Source organism: Hoylesella pleuritidis, from assembly GCF_963541955.1.
In the GTDB taxonomy this organism is placed as follows: domain Bacteria; phylum Bacteroidota; class Bacteroidia; order Bacteroidales; family Bacteroidaceae; genus Prevotella; species Prevotella pleuritidis.
On record NZ_CAUTUT010000005.1, the window covers coordinates 76,557 to 98,216 of the forward strand.

Annotated in this window: 18 protein-coding genes; 3 read left to right on the top strand and 15 right to left on the bottom strand. The window is 43.7% G+C overall.

Features of this window, described 5'->3' with window-relative positions; all coding sequences use genetic code 11:
• Positions 1-174 precede the first annotated feature (174 nt).
• From RWY97_RS03270 to RWY97_RS03325, 12 genes are all read right to left on the bottom strand, one after another.
• Positions 175-2,142, bottom strand: coding sequence for an NAD(+) synthase (locus tag RWY97_RS03270; RefSeq protein WP_314740338.1), 1,968 nt, complete (start codon positions 2,140-2,142; stop codon positions 175-177).
• Positions 2,143-2,149: 7 nt separating this feature from the next.
• Positions 2,150-3,328, bottom strand: coding sequence for a DUF2027 domain-containing protein (locus tag RWY97_RS03275; RefSeq protein WP_273177284.1), 1,179 nt, complete (start codon positions 3,326-3,328; stop codon positions 2,150-2,152).
• 18 nt (positions 3,329-3,346) lie between these two features.
• Positions 3,347-4,597, bottom strand: coding sequence for an S-adenosylmethionine:tRNA ribosyltransferase-isomerase (locus tag RWY97_RS03280; RefSeq protein ID WP_315565512.1), 1,251 nt, complete (start codon positions 4,595-4,597; stop codon positions 3,347-3,349).
• The gene (locus RWY97_RS03285) at positions 4,594-5,286 is read right to left on the bottom strand and encodes a phosphatase PAP2 family protein (RefSeq protein ID WP_315565514.1); all 693 of its coding nucleotides are present in this window, start codon (positions 5,284-5,286) and stop codon (positions 4,594-4,596) included. Before RWY97_RS03285 ends, RWY97_RS03280 begins: the two co-directional genes overlap by 4 nt.
• A 3-nt stretch (positions 5,287-5,289) precedes the next feature.
• Positions 5,290-7,866 carry a BatD family protein gene (locus RWY97_RS03290; protein WP_315565516.1) on the bottom strand — a complete coding sequence of 859 codons (2,577 nt, stop codon included), beginning with the start codon at positions 7,864-7,866 and terminating at the stop codon, positions 5,290-5,292.
• A 41-nt stretch (positions 7,867-7,907) separates the two neighbouring features.
• Positions 7,908-8,606, bottom strand: coding sequence for a tetratricopeptide repeat protein (locus RWY97_RS03295; RefSeq protein ID WP_315565517.1), 699 nt, complete (start codon positions 8,604-8,606; stop codon positions 7,908-7,910).
• A gap of 9 nt (positions 8,607-8,615) precedes the next feature.
• Positions 8,616-9,638 (bottom strand): VWA domain-containing protein, encoded by a 1,023-nt coding sequence (locus RWY97_RS03300; protein ID WP_021584257.1) that lies wholly within the window; start codon positions 9,636-9,638, stop codon positions 8,616-8,618.
• A gap of 45 nt (positions 9,639-9,683) precedes the next feature.
• Positions 9,684-10,682: a vWA domain-containing protein gene (locus RWY97_RS03305; RefSeq protein ID WP_315565519.1), complete on the bottom strand. Its 999-nt coding sequence runs from the start codon at positions 10,680-10,682 to the stop codon at positions 9,684-9,686.
• An 11-nt stretch (positions 10,683-10,693) separates the two neighbouring features.
• Positions 10,694-11,764 (bottom strand): BatD family protein, encoded by a 1,071-nt coding sequence (locus tag RWY97_RS03310; protein ID WP_021584277.1) that lies wholly within the window; start codon positions 11,762-11,764, stop codon positions 10,694-10,696.
• A gap of 1 nt (position 11,765) precedes the next feature.
• Positions 11,766-12,635, bottom strand: coding sequence for a DUF58 domain-containing protein (locus tag RWY97_RS03315; protein WP_021584268.1), 870 nt, complete (start codon positions 12,633-12,635; stop codon positions 11,766-11,768).
• Between the two features lie 63 nt (positions 12,636-12,698).
• Positions 12,699-13,694 carry an AAA family ATPase gene (locus RWY97_RS03320; RefSeq protein WP_021584254.1) on the bottom strand — a complete coding sequence of 332 codons (996 nt, stop codon included), beginning with the start codon at positions 13,692-13,694 and terminating at the stop codon, positions 12,699-12,701.
• A gap of 680 nt (positions 13,695-14,374) precedes the next feature.
• Complete coding sequence (locus RWY97_RS03325) at positions 14,375-16,123, bottom strand: phospho-sugar mutase (RefSeq protein ID WP_315565521.1); 1,749 nt, start codon at positions 16,121-16,123, stop codon at positions 14,375-14,377.
• A gap of 186 nt (positions 16,124-16,309) precedes the next feature.
• Between RWY97_RS03325 and RWY97_RS03330 the strand changes: the two genes are divergently transcribed.
• From RWY97_RS03330 to RWY97_RS03340, 3 genes are read left to right on the top strand one after another with little or no spacing between them, the layout of a single operon-like run.
• Positions 16,310-16,663: a DUF4491 family protein gene (locus RWY97_RS03330; RefSeq protein ID WP_021584301.1), complete on the top strand. Its 354-nt coding sequence runs from the start codon at positions 16,310-16,312 to the stop codon at positions 16,661-16,663.
• Positions 16,660-17,130: a 23S rRNA (pseudouridine(1915)-N(3))-methyltransferase RlmH gene (rlmH, locus tag RWY97_RS03335; protein ID WP_315565523.1), complete on the top strand. Its 471-nt coding sequence runs from the start codon at positions 16,660-16,662 to the stop codon at positions 17,128-17,130. The genes RWY97_RS03330 and rlmH overlap by 4 nt, the downstream gene beginning before the upstream one ends.
• Before the next feature lies 1 nt (position 17,131).
• The gene (locus tag RWY97_RS03340; protein WP_315565524.1) at positions 17,132-18,370 is read left to right on the top strand and encodes a type IX secretion system plug protein; all 1,239 of its coding nucleotides are present in this window, start codon (positions 17,132-17,134) and stop codon (positions 18,368-18,370) included.
• A 44-nt stretch (positions 18,371-18,414) separates the two neighbouring features.
• On the opposite strand, the gene RWY97_RS03345 is transcribed toward RWY97_RS03340, so the two are convergent.
• The 3 genes from RWY97_RS03345 to RWY97_RS03355 form a co-directional block, all read right to left on the bottom strand.
• Positions 18,415-18,849, bottom strand: coding sequence for a Fur family transcriptional regulator (locus RWY97_RS03345; RefSeq protein WP_021584303.1), 435 nt, complete (start codon positions 18,847-18,849; stop codon positions 18,415-18,417).
• Between the two features lie 109 nt (positions 18,850-18,958).
• Positions 18,959-20,350 carry a histidine--tRNA ligase gene (gene hisS, locus RWY97_RS03350; RefSeq protein WP_051305263.1) on the bottom strand — a complete coding sequence of 464 codons (1,392 nt, stop codon included), beginning with the start codon at positions 20,348-20,350 and terminating at the stop codon, positions 18,959-18,961.
• 9 nt (positions 20,351-20,359) lie between these two features.
• On the bottom strand, positions 20,360-21,634 hold the full coding sequence (locus RWY97_RS03355; RefSeq protein ID WP_315565546.1) for an adenylosuccinate synthase: 1,275 nt from the start codon (positions 21,632-21,634) through the stop codon (positions 20,360-20,362).
• Positions 21,635-21,660: the final 26 nt, after the last annotated feature.

The window sequence follows — 21,660 nt, forward strand, 5'->3', positions numbered from 1 at the left end:
TTTTCGGGATTCTTATTAACGGCTCCTCGCATTGATCAAGCCCCCTAATAGATCCATCAAGACTTAAAATCCATCCTACAAATATATTTTATCATGCTAAAATAAAGTACCTCCTCAAAGCTCTTTTGTAAAGATTCTTCAAAGAAGACATCGACATCTTAACACATAAAAATACTATAATGTTTCACATTCGGCCAACCAAACAGTAGCAGAAGCATCTGAGGGCATACGCCAATCACCGCGAGGACTGAGACTTACGCTACCAACCTTGGGACCATCGGGTAAACAAGAACGCTTGAATTGTTGATTGAAAAAGCGACGGACAAATATTTTCAACCAGTGCTTTATCATATCATCACTATATGTTTTAGCCTCGGGATGGGTACCATCGAAAGCGCGGCGTGCCAGTAAATACAATTTGGAAGGTCGGAATCCGAATCGAAGGAAATAATAAAGGAAGAAATCGTGCAACTCGTACGGTCCTACAAGATCTTCCGTTTTCTGTCTGATCGTACCGTTTTCATCGGCCGGAAGCAACTCGGGACTGATGGGCGTATCGATGATATCCATTAATATTGCCTTAGAAGAAGCATCCAGTTCGCTCTCAGCTACAAATTTCACCAAATATCGAATCAAAGTTTTAGGCACACCACCGTTCACACCATACATACTCATATGGTCGCCGTTATATGTAGCCCAGCCCAAAGCTAACTCTGAAAGATCACCCGTTCCGATAACAAGTGCACCTAACTCATTGCTCAAATCCATCAGAATCTGTGTACGTTCGCGCGCTTGGCAATTCTCATATGTGGTGTCGCGTTTGACAGGGTCGTGCCCGATGTCCCGAAAATGTTGGTTAACACTCGCTGTAATATTGATTTCTCGAATACTTATACCAAGGCTTTTCATCAAATTCAAGGCGTTGTCGTGCGTACGTTCCGTAGTACCGAACCCTGGCATTGTAACTCCGATAATACCCTTTCGGTCCATCTTTAACTTATCAAATGTTTTCACACAAACCAGCAGAGCCAGCGTACTGTCAAGTCCTCCGCTGACACCGATAACCACAGTCTTACTCTTCGTATGCACCAATCGCTTAGCAAGCCCCGCCACCTGTATATTGAATATCTCATCGCAATCGTCCGCCATATCCGCCGATGACGGGATGAAAGGATGCGGGGCGATGCTACGCTCGAGCACAAAACTATGCGGTTGAGTTGCTTTACAGTCAATAGTATGGATCGATAAGTGTGCATTCTGGATCGCAAATTTGATATTTCGTTGTGCATTGACAAATGTCGAGTTGTTACGGCGCTCACTTCTCAACCGCTCAATATCTATCTGAGCGATGCTCATTTGAGGTTCGAAAGAGAACCGTTCACCTTCGCCAATCAGTCGGCCGTTTCCATAAATCAATGCATTTCCACCGTAAACAACGTCCTGTGTACTCTCGCCGAAACCGCAACCGCTATACACATAACCTGCCATTGTGCGTGCACTCTGTTGTGCTAAAAGCGTTTTCAGATATTGATGTTTACCTGTCAATTCATTGCTTGCCGACAAATTAAAAATCAAATCAGCACCCGCGAGAACAAGCTGATTACTCGGTGGTGTCGGTGCCCACACGTCTTCGCAAATCTCAATACCGAATACGGCACCGTCGCACGTGCGGAACAGCTGCGGATCAGACGTAATCATAACCTGCGAACCGGCATAACGTATTACAGATGTACGCAGATCTTGTGAAGAAGCAAACCATCGTTTCTCGTAAAACTCGTTATAATTTGGCAAATAAGTTTTGGGTACTAAGCCCAAAAGTTGACCTTGCTGAATCACTGCTGCACAATTAAGCAGCAGATCACCCACCGCTATCGGAAGTCCGAGAATAACCACCACATCGAGCTTTCGCGTGAAATCAAGAAGCAACATCAATGCATTCTCGGCCGAATCGAGCAACATACTCTGATGGAACAAGTCTTGACAAGAATAGCCAGTGATGGAAAGCTCGGGAAAAACAACAATTTCCACATCCCGCTTTTCTGCCTGCTCGACAAGCGACATAATCTGTTCGGTATTATATTTACAGTCTCCTACCCTTACCAAAGGTATGGCCGAAGCGACCTTTATGAATCCTTGTTTCATCGCATTTTTATTTGATTGTGACTTGTGTTGCACCATAACCATATTCTTGGAAACTGGCATCCTGGTACGAATAGCTTTTATAACGATATCTTAAATCATTGACAATGGCCCGCCGTAACACGCCCTCCCCCTTACCGTGGATGAAAACGATACGCTGGCCCTTGTGCTTCGCATTGGCTGCCAACGTATCGCGGAACATCTGCAATTGGTAATTGAGAATATCTCCTGCTGTCATTCCAGCAGTAGTTTCTAAGATTTCACTGGCGTGGAGATCCACAACAATGATATCTTCGTCACCTTTCCGCTTTGTAATAAACGGATTCCCACGATGCTTACGATCGGCATACCGAGGTAGATAAGAATCCTGATGGTTCGATTGTTCGATAGAAGCCGTCGACTGATACATCTCTGCTTTCAATTTCTTTGCATCGATCACCAAGGGTCGCGAAGGCTTATCGTGCTCCACAATTGTATAGAGTAAAGCCGGTGTTTCAAAGAAATCATTCGGCTGAAAAGTGTGGAGCTTATAAAATTTAACTGGATCTAATCGAAATTGTACATCTATCGTAGGTTTCAATATGAATGCTTTTGTGCGTTTATAAGCCAAGATCTGTACGGCAATGTGTTGCATTTCATTCAGAGATTCACGACCGAACTCTTCGATATAAAGTTTCGTATTAGGTTCTACTTCACCCGTAGCACGCAACGACCAATTGGCTCCTTCGGCAACGAGATAGGTGTAATGGAGATAGTAATTGCTGTCATTGACAAAATAAGTCTCAAACCGTGTGTCGGTCATTTCCTTGATATTGACAGGTACAAAGGCTAAATAGGCAGAAAGCTGGTTACCTCCCTTGCGTTCTTCTATGGGCTTACGGAAAGTAAATTCTCTGTCGGCAGGCTCGTCATCAAATTCTTCTTCGGGTAGTTTTTCATCCATTCCCGCTTTTAACTTGGCCTTAATCGAACGACCGTCTGTAAATTCTTGCGATGACTTTGCCAACTTATCACTGACAATTCGAGACGTACTGTAATCATCATTCTCCACGACCACCACATCCGTTATGGCCGTCGGAATCTGAAAACCGTTGTCATCTTCTACTAAAACAATGTTGTTCCCTTGGAAGCCGGCAACTTTTCCGCCACCCGTTTCGCTGAGAAATCTCACCTTATCGCCTATTTTCATCATACTGTTTCCTCGTGTTTATGGAATTAAAAGACTACTGTCCCCGTAACTTAAAAACCTAAAATCGTGTGCTAAAGCATAATCATATATTTTTCGCCAATCACCTTTGACAAAAGCGCTCACCAACAGCAGCAGCGTACTTTGCGGCTGGTGAAAATTGGTTACGAGCATCTTGACAATCTTATAATCATATCCCGGCGCAATGATAATCTGTGTACTCGTGTGCAATGCAGGCAAATGATTGCGATCCAAATAATCGAGTATCTCACGGATGGCTTCTTTCGGTAGCACATTCACAGCTTGATACTCATACGGTTCCCACTGATTGACGTGTAAATCGGCCTCACTTGCATCGGGATTGTGCATCAGTTTCAGTCCGATATAATATAAACTCTCCAATGTTCGGACGCTGGTCGTCCCCACGGCAATAGCTTCTCCGTTGTGACAAAGCAGTTTTTCCAAGGTCTGCCGATGTACGCAAATATACTCTGTATGCATCCGATGGCCTTCGATTTCCTCGCTTTTAACCGGCTTGAAAGTACCTGCACCGACGTGTAGTGTGAGTTCCTCACGCTCAATTCCACGCTCATCGAGGGCTGCGAGCACAGAATCCGTAAAGTGCAGACCGGCTGTCGGCGCCGCAACACTGCCCTTTATCTTTGAGTAAACTGTCTGATAAGTAGTCTTATCACTCTCTTGTGTCTCGCGATTGAGATAAGGTGGAATAGGCAACTCGCCCACTACTTCGAGTATTTCAGCAAAAGATACCTTGTCATTATCCCATTCAAAGTCTACCCAATGATAAGTATCAGCAGATTTGTGGCCTGTCATAGACAACGATTCCGACATTCGCCGTGTCGCTGTCAACACTAATTCGTGCCCGTTTATATCAAAGTTGCGTATCAGAGAGCCATCTTTCCATTTCTTCAAATTACCCACCATACACAGCCACGCACAATGTTTTGTAGTCTGAAACATCAGTTCGTAATCGGTAGGTTGGGCTGGTTCAAGCAGGAAGACTTCGATAAGTGCTCCCGTTTCTTTACGAAAATGCATTCGTGCTTGAATCACTTTGGTATTGTTGAACACCATTAAAGCTCCTTGCGGGAGATATTCAGGAAGATTATAAAACACATCCTCGCCCACTTCTCCGTGCTTATAAAACAGCAATTTACTGTGGTCACGCTGCGGAATAGGATACTTTGCTATCCTGTTTTCAGGCAGAGGATAGTCGTAATCACTGATTTTGATATGTTTGGTTTTTATCATTTGACCAGACTGTAAATAATAGTATAGAAGAGCGTAAATGCAAATACGCTCATCACAATATCAATGTCAGACAGGCTGTAGCCTGTACTGGTATATTGTGTAGAAATATAATTCTGCTTCGGAGCGAGTTTTTTGTAAATCTTATAATATAAAAGGTAAGCTGCACTACCTGCAAACGCGCCCCACAAAAGGCCGAAAAAGATGTCTCCCGGATAATGAAGTCCTAAATAGACACGTGTATAACAACTTATAAGAGACCACAAAACGAGCGATACACTCAATATCTTACTACGCACTAAAAGACAAAAGAAGATGGACAAAGAACACGTATTAGAGGCGTGAGCGGAGAAAAAGCCATACTGAGTACCGCGTAAATTATCGACAATATCAATCGTATACTTGAGCAACGGGTCATTACTTGGACGCCATCGGGCTACCAATGGCTTCATTATAAAGTCGGCCATACCATCTGATAAGATAAGAGCGAAAAGACAACAACCGATGATCAACCCAATTTGTGACATCGTTTCGTTATTCTTAATGATAAGATAGAGCAGTGAAATATACAGCGGAATCCACGTAAAACCCGATGTTAAGGCGGTAATAACACCGTCAAGGAAGAGCGAATCACTGCCATTGAGCCAGTAAAGTAACTCTCTGTCTAAGTCAAGTAACGCGTGAATATCCATTCTTTATATTATTTCAATCGCCTTAGAAGGTATCCATCCTTCCCGTCCGTCATCTAATCTCACACCTATCCAGTCGTGCAGCATTTTATCAATGATATCGACTCTCGTTCCTTCGTGAATGACAAACAGAGTTGTACCGCTGTAAATCGGAGTAGTTCTGACGTTTACCGAAGGTGTAATAACTATTGCCCCAGTACGATTGTTCAGCTTATCTTTCTGCTGAAAAGCAAACAAATTGCTGCATAAGAATAGCACGAAGAAAGTCAATGCGCCGAAAAATCCGACCTTACGCCATAAGACAGAGGGACCGAAAAGATATACTAAAATGAGCAAAAGAGCTGCAACGATAGAAGTAATTGCTGTGAAAGCCCACGTATCTACATCTGTCAAATTGACTAAGGCATAGTACCACGTGACAAAAAACATCTCACTTTGCGGTGCAATCTTATCAATAGTCTTACTTCGAGAGAATTGAAGATTGAAGTTGATAGCATTATCTCCAGGTGCCAATAAGTGTGCTCGCTCGTATGCCAAGATAGCTTTTGTAATCTGATCAGATCTAAAATAGGCATTACCGAGATTATAATACAAGTCTGCACTGACACCTTTCTTCAAAAGATCTTCATACGCTTTGATGGCTTGTTGGTAGTTACCTTTCCGATATTCAGCATCAGCCTCTTGCTTAGTCACGGCCGAAACGGACAAAGACGACACTAACATTATCAATAAAAACAATGTTTTCACACTAGTATTTACTGTCTTTTTGGCCTTTCTTTTCATCACATCCTCAATCTCCATTATTGCAGTCATCGCCGACTCGAATGTTTTTGCCATATTTCCGGCAATATCTCCGGGAGCATAACGCTCCATTTCACACTCATCAATCGCACCTGTAAACTTCTCAATCGTAGCACAATCAACAGTATTTTGCTGCAATTTCTCGGCTATATTCTCACGAGAGAGTTGCTCAATAGGCATATTCAGTTTGTCACCTACATATCCCCAAAGTGCTCGAAGCACTTCATCATAAAACTCATTCTGCTTTCCTTGCAGCATCAACTGGTTAGCTTTCCGTAATCGTTTAGTTGCAACCCTACTGGCTTTTCGACCTTTCACCTTGACAATATCAGCATTCTCAATGGCTCGTCTGCGGAAAACGACCAATAGAACAATAAATGCACACAAGGGCAACAGCAAACAGATCCAATAAGAAGTAGAGTCGAAGAAGAAACCATCGACACCGTATAGCCGCGTATCTCCAAGTTTCAAAGGACGGATATCGCGGTCTTTCCCATCGCTGTAATCGACCATATCACCCGACCTTCCATTACCTTTGGCTACCGAAATACGAAAAGAGCGGGTCTTGATAGTCTTATATTGATTCGTGTTCGTATCATAATACGTTAGCTCGATACCCGGGATCTCATACTCGCCTTGATTTCTCGGTACAGAAAGAAAGTCGTAAACCATATTTCCCTCCACACCATTAGCCGTGAGTTTCGTCTTATCTGTGACTTTCGCATCATATTGATCAAAATCTTTCGGAAACTGAACGACAGGCTGTTTAATGAGTTTCAGATTACCGACACCGCTGATAACCACTCGTAAAGAGATGGGATTACCGGCTTGGACTTCACTTTTATCAAGTTGAGCTGATATATTCAAGTGTCCTACTCCACCTGAGAAGTTAGACGGGCGATGCGGTAACGGATCCACCTGAATAGCTAATCCGGGTGCAACGATATTTCTTTTGACTTCCGTATACCCCGAACCACCATTGAAAAAAGCCTCGAACGGATCTACTGAACGGTTTTGTTGAACAACGATACCCTTAAAAGTGATGCTCGGAATAGTCAACTTACCCGTCATCTGTGGGTACATTACATATTGACTCCACGTTACACAACGATAGGTACGACCATTCACGCGTTCCATATGGAAACTTTTTTGCTGTGGGAGCGGCACTTCCTGTGTATGAAAGCCTGTTAAATCGGGCATATCTCCTTGCAATTGGGTGAGATCAACAGTTGTATAGACTTTATAAGTAAGCAATATCGGCTCTTGTTCGTGCACTCTTCGCTTGTTAGCACTTACTTTAATAAACAAGTCGCTACCACTGATAGCCGATCTAGCAGTGCGCATTCGCGACTCATCTTCATAGTCGTCGTGCATTTTCGGAGCATTACTTCCAACCGAACGAGATGTTCCCGACACCGTGATTTTCACTGCCCGCGAAGTAATCACGCGTCCGTTGACCGTTGCGTGAGCCGCAGGGATTGTATAAGTTCCATTCTTTCCCGCATAAAGTGTATAAGTATAAGTGATCGAAGACGACGAACTCGTATGTCCGTTCACCATCTGAAAACTCGACTGAGACGATGTATAAGGCCCCGCAATAACTTCAAGTGCAGAAGGAATGTTACCTGCCCGGAAATTTTCTACACTCTGTGTGCTCACCGTATAAGCAATCCGGAAGTTCTCACCTACCGCAACATGCGACGGAGCCGACACCGAAATACTCTGCGCCCGCACTACAGCTGCGACGAGTATCAGTATATATAACAGAATCAATTTTCTCATTTTCACTCTCTACTCACAATCAAACAAATAACCACGTACACTTACCAGTTCTTCTGTAAACGTCTTGTTCCCTGTTTCTGCATCGCCTTTTTCAGTCGCTGTTGAGTGGCTTTTTCTTCTTGGACAGCCGCATTAAGCAATTGTTCTGCATTCTCTTTGCTCATCTGTTCTTGCGATTGCTGCTGCTTTTGTTGGTCTTTGTCCTTGTTTTTATCTTTATTTTGCTGTTTCTGATTTTGTTTTTGCTTATCTTGATCATTCTTTTTCTTGTTGTCTTTACCGCCTCCTCCTTTGTTCTGTTGTTTGTTCTGGCGCTTGCAAAGAGCAAGATTATAACGTGTTTCGTTGTCATTGGGATTATTCCGCAACGCTTCTTCATAGGCCTTGACAGCCTCTCCGTACATTTGGTGAGTCTGACAGATAACACCGATATTATGATATACCTTTGCTTTACGAATCTTGTTGGTCTCTAATTTACCTGCACGCTCATACTGAACGATGGCCGCCGAGTCTTTCTGTTGCTGCATCAGGGCACAACCCAAATTATAAATTGCCTGCGAATTTTCTACATTACGGGCAATGGCTTTTCTGTATTCCACTTCTGATTTGGCAAACTGCTGCTTGCGATAAAGCCGATTGCCTTGACGAACCAACAGTCTGTCGCCCTGTGCCCAAAGAGTATTGACACCCGAAAATACCAATACCAGCATTATCAATATAGCTTTTATCTCTACTCTCATTGTCTTATTCTACTTACGCTTGAACAGCTTGACATTCTTGAATAAAGGATTTTTACGCTCCAGCAGACACACTTCTATAATCAGAAGAAGTACGATCAAGATACCGAAAGCCTGAAACTGCTCATCATATTCACTGTAAATCACACTCTCGGTTTCACCCTTTTGCAATTTTGTCAACTCATTATTCAATTTCTCTTGTGCATCATTTGTATTGTCAACGTGTATATATGTACCGCTTCCAGCTTGTGCAATTTCCCGACACATCTGCTCATTCAGAGCTGTCATAACGGTCTGTCCGCTTGCATCTTTCATATATCCGCCATTGCCATCGGGTATCGGTGCCCCTGCGGTTGTACCCACTCCGAGGATGAAAACATTAATACCCTTCTTCTTGGCCGCCGCCGCCGCCTCGATAGCTCCACCCTCGTGGTCTTCTCCATCAGTAATAATGATAATAGCTTTTCCCACATTTTCCTGCTGTGTGAAACTGCTGATTGAAAGATTGATAGCGTGAGCAATATCTGTACCTTGCGTGGCAATCAGAGATGGATCGATATTCTGCAAAAACATCTTAGCCGATACATAGTCGCTCGTAATCGGTAACTGAACAAATGCATCGCCTGCAAACACGATGAGACCGATCTTATCATTGGTGAACTTGTCAACCAAATTCTCAACCAAGAGTTTGCTCTTGTCCAAACGAGTGGGTGCCACATCCTGGCAAAGCATCGAATTACTGATGTCCAAAGCGATGATCGTCTCAATGCCGTTACGTTTTTCGTGCGAGATCTTACTACCCATTTGAGGACGCGCTAACATCAAAATGAGCAAGGCTAAAGCCGTTTGCAGCAACCAAAACTTAACCGTAGGGCGATAGGCAGAGACACCCATCATCATCTCCTTAATCAGTTCCGGATCTCCAAACGCCTGTAATTTCTTTTTCCGTTGGCGCCAAACGCCAAACCGGATGACGGCTGACAGCGGAACGATCAGCAGTAACCAAAGATATATAGGGTCTTCAAATCTAAACATTTCTTTGTCTTTTAGGCAACTTACTTATACTGAACGACTTCGCGATCACGGTATGCGACGAAACACAGTGGTGCGTAACAGAATTTCAAGCAGCAGCAGCAAGATTGCGACCAACGCAAAAGGCTGATAAGCTTCATAACGCTTGGAAAACTTCTTGACATCCATTTTCGATTTCTCTAACTTGTCGATGTCTTTGTAAATCTGCTTGAGCTGCTGATTGTTTGTAGCTCGATAGAAATTACCTTGCGTTGCTGTAGCAATGTCACTCAATGTTTTCGTATCTATTTCAACCGGAATATTGACGTATTGAACGCCTCCTGCCACCGGCATCGGGTATCGGGCAACTTTGTTTGTACCCACACCGATGGTGTAAACTCTAATTCCTAAGCTCTTAGCAATTTGTGCAGCAGTCATCGGAGAAAGGTCGCCCGTATTGTTAGAACCATCTGTCAATAGGATCACTACCTTGCTTTTGGCTTTCGATTCTTTTAATCTACTAACAGCATTAGCCAATCCCATTCCGATAGCTGTTCCATCATTGATGAGTCCTCGAGCTGCAATATCGGTACGAACACTGTGCAATAGATTAAGCAATGATGCGTGATCGGTGGTCATTGGACATTGGGTGAAAGCCTCACCGGCAAAAATTGTCAATCCGATATTATCGTTCGGGCGCCCCGCAATAAATTCGGCAGCAACGTCTTTGGCTGCTTCCATCCGGTTGGGACTTAGATCTTCGGCCAGCATCGACGTCGAAACATCCATTGCCAGCATAATATCGATACCCTCGACAGACTTATTTCCCCACGAGGTATGGGTTTGTGGACGAGCCAAAACGATGACAACCGCAACGAAAGTGAGACATCGCAAGACCATCGGAAGATTGATCAGTCGAATCCGCCAACTCTTAGGCGCAAAGCGATAAGCATACGTGTCGCTCAGCTTCATTGTCGGTTCGCTCTTCTTACTATACAGAAAATACCACAGAAGATAGGGTATCAACAGCAGAAGTAGCAGAAAATATTCTTTGCTTGCAAATTCCATTTCATTCTATTTTACATCAGCAGTTGCGAGACTCCGTAAACAACATAAGCCAACAACGCTACAACAATTACGGCGATAGCATAAATCAACGATTTGATCGTAATGCGAAGCTGTTTCGTTTTCAAGTCTTCGGCACTGAGTTTCGGTACGATACGTTCTGTCGTTGCTTCTCCTTCCAACTTCGTTTCATCGATAAAGTGAACTGCATTTAACAAATTGGCATCATTCTCATTGATAAGAGTCGAATACTTGGCAAATTTTACTAAATCAGCTGTTGCAAAGAGTTCGCGCAACTCATCAATCATTTTCTGATCACCGGTAGCTTGGAGATGCGAGATGATTTCAGCTGAAGTCATTTCCATTGCATTGAATCCGAACCGATCTTTGATATACTGCCGCAGTGTCTCCGTCAGTTTGGTATAATATGTCTTTTGATCTTCTGAAGCTGGTAAACGGTCTTCTTTTAATTTCTCTATAGCCGACATCGCCCGTTGGTGAGGCAGAATGCGCTTGACAATACGTATTCTTGTGATGATGGGTTTATTCTGTCTAAGTCGGATGCAAAGGTAAAATCCGAATCCACAAAGTATGACGACCAAAACACTCAACCAAAAGAAAGTGCTCCATTCAGCCCATTGAAAAGGATTGTCCTGCACATCTTTGGGCGGAAAAAACTGATTGGGATGCAGCGTGTCGACATCAACGGTGAGCACTTTCAGAGCCAATGGATTGCCTCGATACATCTTGCCGTTGACACGCACATTCATCCCGGGAATCGCATAGAGATGTTCGTCAAAGGAAGTGAGTGTAAATATTTTCGAGACCCGTACTAATCCATTATCCAAGTCGGTCGTATCGACAACCGAAGAGCCTAAAACCTCTACACCGGGTATAATATGCTGCGACGGTTTAAACTCCGGAAACACTACCGATATCCCCTTAGATCCTGTCACACCGACCGTCATCCGTGCCTGCTGACCAATCAAAATCGCTACGGAATCTATCTTGGCATCGACCGTAATCTGTGCAACAACGGCGTGGGTAATCAGCAATCCGATAATCAATATAACGATTTTCTTCATCTTAACCTCTCTGATCAAACAACAACATCATAGATTTCACATAGTCTTCATTGGTTGCGACAGATGTCCAATCTACGTTGCTTTTGGCAAATATTTGCCTGATTTGGTCCTCACGTTCCATCCAATAACGCGTATGGGCCTGCCGGAGACGTTTGCTCGACGTATCAATAAACATCTCATGTCCCGTTTCAGCATCGCACACTTTCATCAAACCGATGTTCGGCAATGACTTAGCCCGTGGATCGTAAACCTGAATAGCCACCACATCATGTTTAGAATTGGCAATCTGCAACTCTTTCTCAAAGTCTTGTCGCGTATAGAAATCGCTCAAAACAAACGCCGTACACCGCCGTTTCATCACTCTTGTAAGATAACGAATGGCTTCTGCCAAATCTGTTTTCTTGCTTTCGGGATGAAAGTCGAGCATCTCGCGAATAATATATAAAATGTGTTTGCGCCCTTTCTTAGGCGGAATATATTTCTCAATGTGGTCTGAAAAGAAAATAACACCGATCTTGTCGTTATTCTGAATGGCACTGAACGCCAACGTTGCAGCAACCTCCGTAACCATATCGCGCTTGGTTTGGCAAGTTGAGCCGAAGTCTAACGAACCGCTGACATCAATCAACAACATCACCGTCAACTCACGTTCCTCTTCAAACACCTTGACATAAGGGCGATGAAAACGGGCAGTAACATTCCAATCTATATCACGCACATCGTCTCCGAACTGATATTCGCGAACTTCTGAGAATGCCATTCCCCTGCCTTTAAAGGCAGAATGATATTGACCAGCAAAGATATTGCGACTCAATCCACGCGTTTTGATCTCGATCTTGCGTACCTTTTTTAAAATCTCTTGCGTATCCATTATTCCTCCGGTAGTTGACGAGTGAACGAACCCCTTATTAACTCGTCAACTCGTTAACTTGTCTCACGGTACCTCAACCTTATTAATAATCTTAGAGACAATTTCCTCACTGGTAACACTGCTGGCCTCGGCCTCGTAAGAAAGCCCAATGCGATGGCGAAGCACATCGTGGGCAACGGCACGAACATCTTCTGGTACCACGAAACCGCGGTGTTTGATGAACGCATAAGCGCGAGCGGCTTTCGCAAGATTGATGCTGGCACGCGGAGAGCCACCGAATGTGATCATATCTTTTAATTCAGCCAGCTGATAACGATCAGGATATCGACTCGCAAAGACGATGTCTGCGATATATTGTGCAATCTTATCATCAATATAAACCTGATTAACAATCTCACGAGCACGCAGAATTTCCTCGGCTGTCGTTACCGGATTGACCGTCGGAAGAGCTCCTTGTAAGTTCTCACGGATAATCAATTTCTCTTCATCAATCGTTGGATAATCTACCACCACTTTGAGCATAAAGCGGTCGACTTGTGCTTCAGGCAATTGATAAGTGCCTTCTTGCTCTATCGGATTCTGCGTAGCCATCACCAAGAAAGGGTTAGGCAGACCGAAAGTCTTCTCTCCGATGGTCACCTGATGCTCTTGCATTGCCTCTAAAAGGGCACTTTGCACCTTGGCCGGAGCACGATTGATCTCATCGGCCAACACAAAATTGGCAAAGACAGGACCTTTCTTAACCTGGAATTTCTCATCTTTCTGCGAGTAGATCATTGTTCCCACCACATCGGCCGGCAACAAGTCGGGCGTAAACTGAATACGACTGTAATCCGCATCAATGAGCTGTGCCAGCGTCTTAATGGCCAATGTCTTAGCCAAACCGGGCACGCCTTCTAACAGAATATGTCCATCGCTCAGCAGAGAGATGAGCAACGAGTCGACAAGATGTTTCTGACCAACAATCACCCGATCCATACCCGTCATCAGATTCGTCACAAATGTGCTCTGCTGTTGAATCTTTATGTTCAATTCTTGAATGTCAATAGCTTCTGCCATAATTATTCTCTTTTGTTCGATTTTAAATTATGGGCAAAATTACAACATTCTGGATAGAGAGGCGAAAATAGGCAACTAAATTATATTAAAAATCTATCTGGATAACAATAAATTAAGAAAGTTTTGGCAATTCAAACCAATAAGTAATGGACACGATAATCGAACATATTGCAACTGTACTGAAACGCCCATTCATATCTTTCCTACTTTTCTGCATAGAACCCATCAATTGCATGTCAAATGATATTATGAAGAATCCTGACAAACAGTATCACGAAAATCGCTCCGGATCAACCGCCTCCTCTCCCTGCCTGAAATACGCAAAAGACAGAGACCCTTTAAGACGGTATTTTAAGCTAAAAATAGGCAGAAGCATATATACTTCCACTCCGAAAAGCATCCAACCGACTCAGATTTAACTGCTGATTAAGATGTGATTAAGCAGAAATGATAATGTATTCGGATGCATTTATCCTTTCTTATCCGCTCTGCTATGATTTTAATACAATAAGAAAGAATGAAGAACCGCATTAAACATATAAACAGATTTCTATTTCATCACCTCTCGAAGTGTTAAAAATCGAACAATAATTTTGACAAATACAGAAAACAAAAGGTGTCCCTTCACCACCATAAAACTGATGAAAGAACACCCCATACATTGAAAGATCTATCGGAGATTAATCCAAATAAAGCGATTTTTTGATGGCTTCCACTTTCTCGGCGCCCTCTTTATCGCAGCGCTCATAGCAGCCGGGACACTTCATTGTACCCTTAACTTCGAGATAGAATTTTATTTTCGGCTCGGTACCCGACGGACGAACACTCACCTTAGTATCGTCATTGCAGAACCATTGCAACACATTGCTCGTGGCAGGCATATCAATCGGGGTAACGTTTCCCTGTTCGTCGCGCTGCTCAAGACTTTGATAGTCTTTCCAAACAACAACCTTGGAGCCTCCGAGATCGGTCGGTGGATTCTTACGGAAGTTCTCCATCATCTGTTTGATTTCATCTGCTCCGCTTTTACCCGGGCGCACAACATTGATCGTGAACTCCTTAGAGAAACCATATTCAAGATAAATATCCATCAGCAAATCATAGAGTGTCTTACCCTGATCCTTAGCATACGCACAGATTTCAGCCAGCAATGAGCACGCACTCACAGAGTCTTTATCGCGCACAAAATCCTCAGCCAAAAAGCCGTAGCTCTCTTCACCACCACCGATGTATTTCTGTTTGCCTTCGGACAGAGCAATTTCGCGAGCAATCCATTTGAATCCGGTGTAGCAATCGCGCATTTCGATATGCTGTTTTTCAGCAATTTTGCGAATCACTTCAGTCGTAACAATAGTCTTTACAATGAAGTCGGTAGGCTTCATCTTGCCCACTTTAATACGGTTAGTGATGATGTAATAGAGGAAAATGAGACAAGTTTGGTTACCATTAATCAAAATCCATTCGCCCTTGTCGTTCTTACAAGCCATTCCCACACGGTCGGCATCGGGATCGGAAGCCATCACAATATCTGCATCGAGCGCCTTAGCATCACGCAAAGCAAGCGTAAGGGTTTCACTGTTTTCTGGGTTCGGCGAAACGACCGTAGGAAAATCACCGCTTCGTTCCATTTGTTCTTTCACACAATACACGTTTTCAAAGCCCCAAAGTTGCAGCGAACGGGGAATGAGCATCATACCCGTTCCGTGGAGCGGCGTGTAAACTATCTTCAAATCTTTTTGTCTTTTGATAACTTTGGGGTCGATAGAGAGCGTGCGAATCTGTTCGAGATAAATCTTGTCTATCTCTTCACCGATAGTTTCGATGAGTTCTTTGTTTCTGTCGAACTTAACATCTTCGACTTTCACTTTGTTTACTTCGTCGATGATTCCAGTGTCGTGCGGGGTCAAGACCTGTGCGCCGTCTTCCCAATAAGCCTTGTATCCGTTGTATTCTTTGGGATTATGCGAGGCCGTAATGTTCACACCTGCCTGACAATGCAAGTGTCTGATGGCGAAAGAACACTCCGGCGTGGGGCGCATATCATCGAAAATGTAAGCTTTGATGCCATTGGCTGAAAAGATATCGGCCACAGTTTCAGCAAAGAGTCGGCTGTTATTGCGGCAATCGTGACACACAACAACACTGATGTCGGCACGGTTTGCAAAGTTCTTTTTCAGATAATTGGCAAATCCCTGCGTAGCCATTCCGACGGTATAGATATTCATTCGGTTGGAACCCGCCCCCATAATACCACGCAAGCCACCCGTTCCGAACTCTAATTCCTTATAGAATGACTCGATAAGATCGGTCTTATCACTGTTGTCAAGCATTGCCTGAACTTCCCGACGAGTCTCTGCATCGAAAGCAGGAGCAAGCCATTGCTTTGCTTTTTTCTCACACTGTGCGATGAGTTCTACGTTATTTTCCATATATAATTAAGTTTAGAAATACATTCATTCCGCGTCTGCGTTGCTACAAAGATAAGAAAAATATACCATAAGCAGCACAAAACATACGTGAAATTTACTGAAATTGGAATAGTTTCAAATATTCATTTGGATTGTCGGAGTTTTTTTCTTACATTTGCACCGCTATTTTTCAATCAACAGAATCTTATGGAACTGCATTTCACCGGTATCATCATCGCCGTCAGTACATTTCTGATCATCGGAATCTTCCATCCAATCGTCATTAAAACAGAATATTATTGGGGAACGCGTCCCTGGTGGTTGTTCTTCGTCGGCGGTATTTTGGCCGTATGTTTGGCCATAACGGTGGAGAATGTTATCGCTTCTTCCATCCTCGGAATCATCGGAGCTTCTTCCTTGTGGGCTATCGGCGAACTTTTGGAACAGAAGAAACGTGTGGAAAAAGGGTGGTTTCCGATGAATCCGAAACGCAAAGACCAATACCGGAATTTATCTGACAACAACAGAGAATGTACTATCTGCGAAAAGAAAGATAAATGAAAACAGAACTGATTTGGGTAGGAAAAACTGCCAACAAGCACTTCGATACGTGCATTGCCGACTATGTGGAGCGTATTGGTCATTATATGCCGCTCTCGATAAGCACGATTGCCGAACTGAAAAACACGAAAAACCTCAGTGCAGAGCAACAAAAGGAGCGTGAGGGCGAATTGATTTTAAAATTGATTCAACCAGCAGACATTGTTGTAGTGTTAGACGAACGCGGGCACGAATACCGCAGTATCGAGTTCGCTTCGTGGCTGCAAACCAAACAACACACAGTTCGCCGACTGGTGTTTGTCATCGGCGGACCTTACGGATTCTCGCCCGCGGTCTATGCTCGAGCCAACGAGCAGCTCAGCCTTTCGCGTATGACACTCTCGCATCAGATGATTCGACTGATGTTTACAGAGCAAATTTATCGGGCTTGTACAATTATGAAAGGCGAACCTTATCATCACGAATGATATGCAAAAAACATTATTCTCTCTCTGTCTTATCGTTTGGGCTTTGACCATCAATGCCCAACGTAATGAGATATTCAATTCGCGCATCGCCTCTTTACAGGTTGTCGCCGGCGACAAATGGATGCAAATGCCGATCGTAGAATTAGGAAGCCAGACACCAATCAACATCAACTTCGACGATCTGACACACGAGTATCACCGATACACTTATACCATTCGCCATTGCGAAGCCGATTGGACACCCTCAGACGCATTATTCACGAGCGATTATATCGATGGGTTTGCCGAGCAAAATACGATAGACGACATCACGGAATCTATCAATACCAATATGCTCTACACCCATTACGCACTTCAAATTCCCAACGATCGTTGTCGCATCAAGCTCAGCGGGAATTACCAACTCACGGTTTACGACGAGAATAACGGTCGAGAAAAGATGTTCACGGCCTGCTTTATGGTAACGGAACAGGCGATGAGTGTACGACTGAATGTGTCTACCAATACCGATATAGACATCAACGGAAGCCATCAGCAAGTGGCGATGGATCTCAATTACGGATCGATCAACGTGACCGATTATCAAAGTCAAATTCACACCGTCATACTTCAAAACAGCCGTTGGGACAATGCTGTCGTCAATCCTACACCTCAGTATGTAATGCCCGATGGTTTGCGATGGTCGCATAACCGATCGCTCATCTTCGCAGCTGGGAATGAATATCGTAAGTTCGAGGTTTTAGACGTAGGCCATACCACAATGGGCTTGGAGTCGATCAGTTGGGACGGCAGTCATTATAATGCTTATGTGTGGACCGATGAGCCGCGACAAAGCTATGTCTATGATCGCGATGCCAACGGCGCGTTCTACATTCGCAACAGCGATAATAGTGAGAATGATTGGACCTCAGACTATGTCACTGTCCATTTCCGTCTGAAAGGGCCACGTGTAAACGGACAAGTCTATCTCAACGCCGTGTGGACTAACGACCGCTTCACACCCGAATATCAAATGATGTATGATGAGGCGAAACAAATCTATCGCGCCTCCGTCCGCCTGAAACAAGGCTATTACTCCTATCAATACCTCGTCTTAAAGCCCGACGGTACAACTACCCCATTCCCGACAGAAGGTTCTTTCTACCAAACAGAGAACACATATCAAGCTCTTATCTATTATAAAGGTAATGGAGAACGTACCGATCGATTGGTAGGATATAATCAGATTCAATTAAAATAATAATAAAGAGAAAAAGGCTCCTCATTTGAGAAGCCTCTTGAAAACTATGATTTCTTACGCTGACAATCCGCACAAACACCTTTATAATACAACTGCATCTCATCGACAAGATTACCGTTGATATTCCTGTTTTCGACAAGTTGCGGAGCTTTTTCATCGAACATATCAATGACCCGACCGCATTCCTTACAGTAAAAATGTACGTGCGGAGTAACATTCCCGTCGTAACACACACGATGACTATCGACAGTGATCATCTGAGCCGCATTGTGATCGGCAAAGAGTTTGAGTGTATTATAAACCGTCGTTTTGCTCAACGTCGGAATTTTAGGACAAAGAGCCTGATACACTTCATCTATCGTAGGATGCGTAAAGTGTGTCAACAAATATTCCATTATGGCAAGGCGTTGAACAGAAGGTTTTAATCCGCTTTTCTGTAAGCGCGCATAAGCTTCGTTTTCTTTTGTCTGTAACATCATTATTCAATTTATTATGCAAAGATAGTTCGGTTTTAGTACCTGTACAAAAAATATTGGATAATTTACAGAATGATACTGTAAATCATCCAATATTTAACGAATATTAGACTCATTCAACATCAATTGCAGATAAACTCCGAGCTGAAAGGATGTTGACAAGTTGTTGGGTGTCTACTACTTGTTGCTCTCCGGTTTCCATAACTTTAAGTGTGACCTTCTGCGTTCGTATTTCGTTCTCACCCGCTAATACAACAAACGGAATTCGCTTGGCATTGGCATAGCTCATCTGCTTTTTCATTTTCACGTTGTCGGGGTAAAGCTCTGCACTGATTCCGGCATCGCGTACAGCTTTGATCTTCGACATACAATAGGCCGCTTCTTGATCTCCAAAATTGATAAAGAGCACTTGTGTCGTATTAACTACAGCTTTGGGATAGAGATTCAAAGCATTGAGCACATCGTAAATACGGTCTGCACCGAAACTGAAACCGACTCCGCTCAATCCCGGCATACCGAAAATTCCTGTGAGATTATCATAACGTCCGCCGCCAGTTATACTCCCCATCGGCATGTCTAAAGCCTTAACCTCGAAAATAGAACCTGTATAATAGTTCAGTCCTCGCGCCAAAGTGAGATCCAATTGAATTTCGTTTTGCAAGCCGGCAGACTTTAACGTGCTGAGAATAAACCGCGCCTCTTCTACGCCTTTAAGACCGATCTCCGACGAAGCAAGCACGCGAGAAATCGTATCGAGTTTCTCATCATTGCTCCCGCTCAATGAAATAATGGGCTGCAACAATGCAATTGCCTCATCGCTAATACCATTTTTGCGAAGCTCTTGATTAACGTTCTCAATGCCAATCTTATCTAACTTATCAATAGCTACGGTGATATTAATTATCTTGTCGGCTGCACCTATCACCTCAGCAATACCTGTCAAGATCTTACGATTATTGAGTTTGATCTGCACCCGAATCCCAAACCGGGTGAAAACGGTATCGATTATTTGTATCAGTTCAACCTCGTTGAGCAATGAATCAGAACCAACGACATCTGCATCGCACTGATAAAACTCGCGATAACGACCTTTTTGCGGACGATCTGCGCGCCAAACCGGTTGAATCTGGTAACGTTTGAAAGGCAATTGAAGCTCTTCACGGTGCATCACTACATAGCGAGCAAACGGCACGGTAAGATCATAATGCAATCCTTTTTCACATAACACCGATGCCAGATGCAAAGAATTGCGCTCAACTAAATCTTGATCTGTAACCTTACTCATAAAGTCTCCGGAGTTCAACACCTTGAAAAGGAGTTTGTCTCCTTCCTCACCGTACTTCCCCATTAATGTCTGCAAAGTCTCCATTGCAGGTGTTTCGATCTGCTGAAAACCGTAAAGAGCAAACACTTCTTTAATGGTGTCGAAGATATAATTGCGTTTCGCCATTTCAATCGGCGAAAAGTCTCTTGTTCCTTTGGGTATACTGGGTTTATTCATTATGTCTGATTGTTAGTTACGAACGATGGTTTGGGAGCGATCCGGACCAATAGAGACAATCTTGATAGGCGTCTCCAAATGTTCTTCTAAGAACGAAATATAGTTTTTAAAGGCCTCTGGGAACTCGTCTTCGCACGTCATTTGCGTCATATCCACTTGCCATCCCGGCAGCATTTCATAAACAGGTTCGATATTTTCTTCAATATCATAAGGAAAGAAATCTATCTTCTTGCCTCCTTGTTGATAGGCAACACAAGCCTTGATCGTATCGAAACCATCAAGCACATCACTCTTCATCATAATCAATTGGGTCACGCCATTAACCATAATTGCATAGCGCAAAGCTACTAAATCAATCCAACCACACCGCCGCTCACGTCCGGTCACAGCTCCGTATTCGTGACCGATGTTGCGAATTCGATCTCCGGTCTCATCAAAAAGCTCTGTGGGGAAAGGCCCCGAACCAACACGCGTGCAGTAAGCTTTCATAATTCCATAAACATTCCCAATCTTATTGGGAGCGATTCCGAGGCCAATGCAAGCACCAGCACACACGGTATTCGACGAAGTCACATAAGGATAACTGCCAAAATCCACGTCAAGCATCGTACCTTGTGCTCCTTCACAGAGTATCGACTTCCCCTCATAGATCAATCGATTCACTTCGTGTTCACTGTCAACAAGAGAAAATTGACGTAGATAATCAATGCCTTCCATCCACTTCTGCTCTGTTTCTACAAGATCATAATCTGTGTAATTCAATGCTTTGAGCATCTGTTCGTGACGAGCCTTATGTGCTTGATATTTCTCTTCAAAGTTTTCGAGGATATCGCCTACACGCAATCCATTGCGCGAAACCTTATCTGTATAAGTCGGACCAATACCTTTTCCTGTTGTGCCCACTTTGTTTTTGCCCTTCAATGCCTCCTGAGCTGCGTCGAGAAGACGATGTGTCGGCATAATGAGATGTGCTTTCTTCGAGATCAATAAGCGGTCTTTCAGCGGATGACCGGACTTTTCCAACTCTTTCGCTTCATTCATAAACAGGTCGGGAGCAAGCACCACTCCGTTTCCGATAATATTGACTTTACCACCTTGGAAAATGCCCGAGGGAATGCTTCTCAACACATATTTCTGCCCATCGAACTCCAAGGTATGTCCCGCATTAGGACCTCCCTGAAAACGAGCAACGACATCATAGTCAGGCGTTAACACGTCTACTACTTTCCCTTTACCCTCATCGCCCCACTGTAAGCCGAGCAATACATCTACTTTACCCTTATTCATTATTTCCATTTGTTTGTTCTCCCTCC

What these genes read in the sequence shown, in the direction of transcription:
- RWY97_RS03270 (WP_314740338.1), bottom strand. Translation starts at nt 2,142, where the DNA reads ATGAAACAAGGATTCATAAAGGTCGCTTCGGCCATACCTTTGGTAAGG.
- RWY97_RS03275 (WP_273177284.1), bottom strand. Translation starts at nt 3,328, where the DNA reads ATGAAAATAGGCGATAAGGTGAGATTTCTCAGCGAAACGGGTGGCGGA.
- RWY97_RS03280 (WP_315565512.1), bottom strand. Translation starts at nt 4,597, where the DNA reads ATGATAAAAACCAAACATATCAAAATCAGTGATTACGACTATCCTCTG.
- RWY97_RS03285 (WP_315565514.1), bottom strand. Translation starts at nt 5,286, where the DNA reads ATGGATATTCACGCGTTACTTGACTTAGACAGAGAGTTACTTTACTGG.
- RWY97_RS03290 (WP_315565516.1), bottom strand. Translation starts at nt 7,866, where the DNA reads ATGAGAAAATTGATTCTGTTATATATACTGATACTCGTCGCAGCTGTA.
- RWY97_RS03295 (WP_315565517.1), bottom strand. Translation starts at nt 8,606, where the DNA reads ATGAGAGTAGAGATAAAAGCTATATTGATAATGCTGGTATTGGTATTT.
- RWY97_RS03300 (WP_021584257.1), bottom strand. Translation starts at nt 9,638, where the DNA reads ATGTTTAGATTTGAAGACCCTATATATCTTTGGTTACTGCTGATCGTT.
- RWY97_RS03305 (WP_315565519.1), bottom strand. Translation starts at nt 10,682, where the DNA reads ATGGAATTTGCAAGCAAAGAATATTTTCTGCTACTTCTGCTGTTGATA.
- RWY97_RS03310 (WP_021584277.1), bottom strand. Translation starts at nt 11,764, where the DNA reads ATGAAGAAAATCGTTATATTGATTATCGGATTGCTGATTACCCACGCC.
- RWY97_RS03315 (WP_021584268.1), bottom strand. Translation starts at nt 12,635, where the DNA reads ATGGATACGCAAGAGATTTTAAAAAAGGTACGCAAGATCGAGATCAAA.
- RWY97_RS03320 (WP_021584254.1), bottom strand. Translation starts at nt 13,694, where the DNA reads ATGGCAGAAGCTATTGACATTCAAGAATTGAACATAAAGATTCAACAG.
- RWY97_RS03325 (WP_315565521.1), bottom strand. Translation starts at nt 16,123, where the DNA reads ATGGAAAATAACGTAGAACTCATCGCACAGTGTGAGAAAAAAGCAAAG.
- RWY97_RS03330 (WP_021584301.1), top strand. Translation starts at nt 16,310, where the DNA reads ATGGAACTGCATTTCACCGGTATCATCATCGCCGTCAGTACATTTCTG.
- rlmH (WP_315565523.1), top strand. Translation starts at nt 16,660, where the DNA reads ATGAAAACAGAACTGATTTGGGTAGGAAAAACTGCCAACAAGCACTTC.
- RWY97_RS03340 (WP_315565524.1), top strand. Translation starts at nt 17,132, where the DNA reads ATGCAAAAAACATTATTCTCTCTCTGTCTTATCGTTTGGGCTTTGACC.
- RWY97_RS03345 (WP_021584303.1), bottom strand. Translation starts at nt 18,849, where the DNA reads ATGATGTTACAGACAAAAGAAAACGAAGCTTATGCGCGCTTACAGAAA.
- RWY97_RS03355 (WP_315565546.1), bottom strand. Translation starts at nt 21,634, where the DNA reads ATGAATAAGGGTAAAGTAGATGTATTGCTCGGCTTACAGTGGGGCGAT.